Raw genomic sequence first — 1,963 nt, 5'->3', positions numbered from 1 at the left:
AAAGCACTTAGCTCTTGATAAATTTCCTCAAGCTCATTACTATTTCTGGCATTTGAGTATATAGAGATCATAACATCAAGTTTATCTTGTAATTCAGGAGTAAGAAAATGATTATGATTAAGTTCACTTACTGATTCCGGAGTCGAAGGGTTACCTCTTCCTGATACATACATCCATGAATAAAGATTTGCTGAAGAGCCACTTGTTGGTAACATATCAAAACCCCCTTAACAAATAAATATTATAAAAAATATGGCTGTATAAAAATATTATACCTTACTTAATACCACACTAATAAGATCTTGCTTTCCGCCATGATAAGATTGCATTATTTGGCTTTCACTCCATGAACGGTCAGAAACATTATAAGATGATATATCTATTGGATTAAATTCATTCCTTACACGGTCATATAAGACATTTGTCTCTGTTGTATCGATAAAAAGAATTCCTTTTTGCTCCAGCCTGTCAAACATATCGTAAATAGCATGCTCAGCCTGTACTGGCAATGACGAAATATTAAAAAGCGACTCCCCGTTTATTTTATTCATTCTAAGGTAATGACTCCAACTTATTGATAGTGTTTTATGTTCAGATAATGCCCGATGACTTTGTCATGCAGCTCCACCGATTTTGAGAACGACAGCGACTTCCGTCCCAGCCGTGCCAGGTGCTGCCTCAGATTCAGGTTATGCCGCTCAATTCGCTGCGTATATCGCTTGCTGATTACGTGCAGCTTTCCCTTCAGGCGGGATTCATACAGCGGCCAGCCATCCGTCATCCATATCACCACGTCAAAGGGTGACAGCAGGCTCATAAGACGCCCCAGCGTCGCCATAGTGCGTTCACCGAATACGTGCGCAACAACCGTCTTCCGGAGCCTGTCATACGCGTAAAACAGCCAGCGCTGGCGCGATTTAGCCCCGACGTATCCCCACTGTTCGTCCATTTCCGCGCAGACGATGACGTCACTGCCCGGCTGTATGCGCGAGGTTACCGACTGCGGCCTGAGTTTTTTAAATGGCGGAAAATCGTGTTGAGGCCAACGCCCATAATGCGGGCGGTTGCCCGGCATCCAACGCCATTCATGGCCATATCAATGATTTTCTGGTGCGTACCGGGTTGAGAAGCGGTGTAAGTGAACTGCAGTTGCCATGTTTTACGGCAGTGAGAGCAGAGATAGCGCTGATGTCCGGCAGTGCTTTTGCCGTTACGCACCACCCCGTCAGTAGCTGAACAGGAGGGACAGCTGATAGAAACAGAAGCCACTGGAGCACCTCAAAAACACCATCATACACTAAATCAGTAAGTTGGCAGCATCACCGATAGCCTGTATTCCAGCTGATGATACGGCGTGCCACATCAAAAGCTGATGGATGACATCAGGAATCTGTGCCTGGCTAAATGAAACAGCCGCGTCTATTCCATTGCTGGCTTTTTGCAGTAGTTCTACGAGAATCTTGTTTGCTTGTTCTTCCATATATCACCTTGATTGTAATAAGCATGAAATTATTTACGGACAAAAATAAAGGCCACCATCAGGCAGCCTTGTTGTAAATTTTGCAGGTATCAAGTAAGTAATTAGATGGAGCGCCATAAATTATGAATTCATCGTTTGTCGGGTCCATCTCCATCTCTTGGCCTATTGCCATTCTTGCGTCAGTGTCATCAGCGGCGAAGCATAAAACAGCCCACGCACCCATTGTTTTAAAAAGAACTGCAATTGGCTGTGGTTTTACTGAATTTGCGTTAGCGCGAAAATCACAAATCGCACTTTCATGAAACTCCATATCTCACCTCAAATAAGTGGTTTGCTGCCTAATTTCATTTTCTGGCGACCAACACAAGTTATCTTGCTGTCAGTTGTTTGGATTTCCGGTAGCCTGCAGCGTAAATGGCTACGTTTGGAAGACATACACCAGTTTCTGGTTGCTTATGTCCAAACTCATTCGCGTACACAATG

General features: G+C 44.1%; 4 protein-coding genes and 2 pseudogenes. All 6 read right to left on the bottom strand.

The features are described from left to right. Window positions 1-215 (bottom strand): annotated as a pseudogene (gene nleF, locus ACWPOD_RS23680) (T3SS effector caspase inhibitor NleF); the annotation flags it as partial. A gap of 54 nt (window positions 216-269) precedes the next feature. Continuing rightward, window positions 270-557 (bottom strand): annotated as a pseudogene (locus ACWPOD_RS23675) (hypothetical protein); the annotation flags it as partial. A 14-nt stretch (window positions 558-571) separates the two neighbouring features. Beyond that, window positions 572-1,269 (bottom strand): IS1-like element IS1B family transposase gene (locus tag ACWPOD_RS23670; protein ID WP_095033700.1). Its coding sequence is split into 2 segments (ribosomal slippage): window positions 572-1,020 and window positions 1,020-1,269, totalling 699 coding nucleotides; the frame shifts between segments, so codons are not numbered across the junction. 28 nt (window positions 1,270-1,297) lie between these two features. Next, entirely contained in the window at window positions 1,298-1,480 is a 183-nt protein-coding gene (locus tag ACWPOD_RS23665; RefSeq protein ID WP_205899932.1) for a hypothetical protein, read from the bottom strand. Window positions 1,481-1,538: 58 nt separating this feature from the next. Continuing rightward, entirely contained in the window at window positions 1,539-1,790 is a 252-nt protein-coding gene (locus ACWPOD_RS23660) for a hypothetical protein (protein ID WP_205899931.1), read from the bottom strand. A 58-nt stretch (window positions 1,791-1,848) separates the two neighbouring features. Further along, window positions 1,849-1,959 (bottom strand): transcriptional antitermination N peptide, encoded by a 111-nt coding sequence (locus ACWPOD_RS23655; RefSeq protein WP_456232303.1) that lies wholly within the window; start codon window positions 1,957-1,959, stop codon window positions 1,849-1,851. Between the last annotated feature and the right edge of the window lie 4 nt (window positions 1,960-1,963).

This window comes from Vibrio sp. JZG120, from assembly GCF_053890955.1.
The sequence above is the reverse complement of the archived record's forward strand: the minus strand, read 5'-3'. Positions and strand labels throughout refer to the sequence as shown.

Excerpts from the sequence above, each read along its gene's own strand:
- ACWPOD_RS23665 (WP_205899932.1), bottom strand. The coding sequence starts at position 1,480 with ATGGAAGAACAAGCAAACAAGATTCTCGTAGAACTACTGCAAAAAGCC.
- ACWPOD_RS23660 (WP_205899931.1), bottom strand. The coding sequence starts at position 1,790 with ATGGAGTTTCATGAAAGTGCGATTTGTGATTTTCGCGCTAACGCAAAT.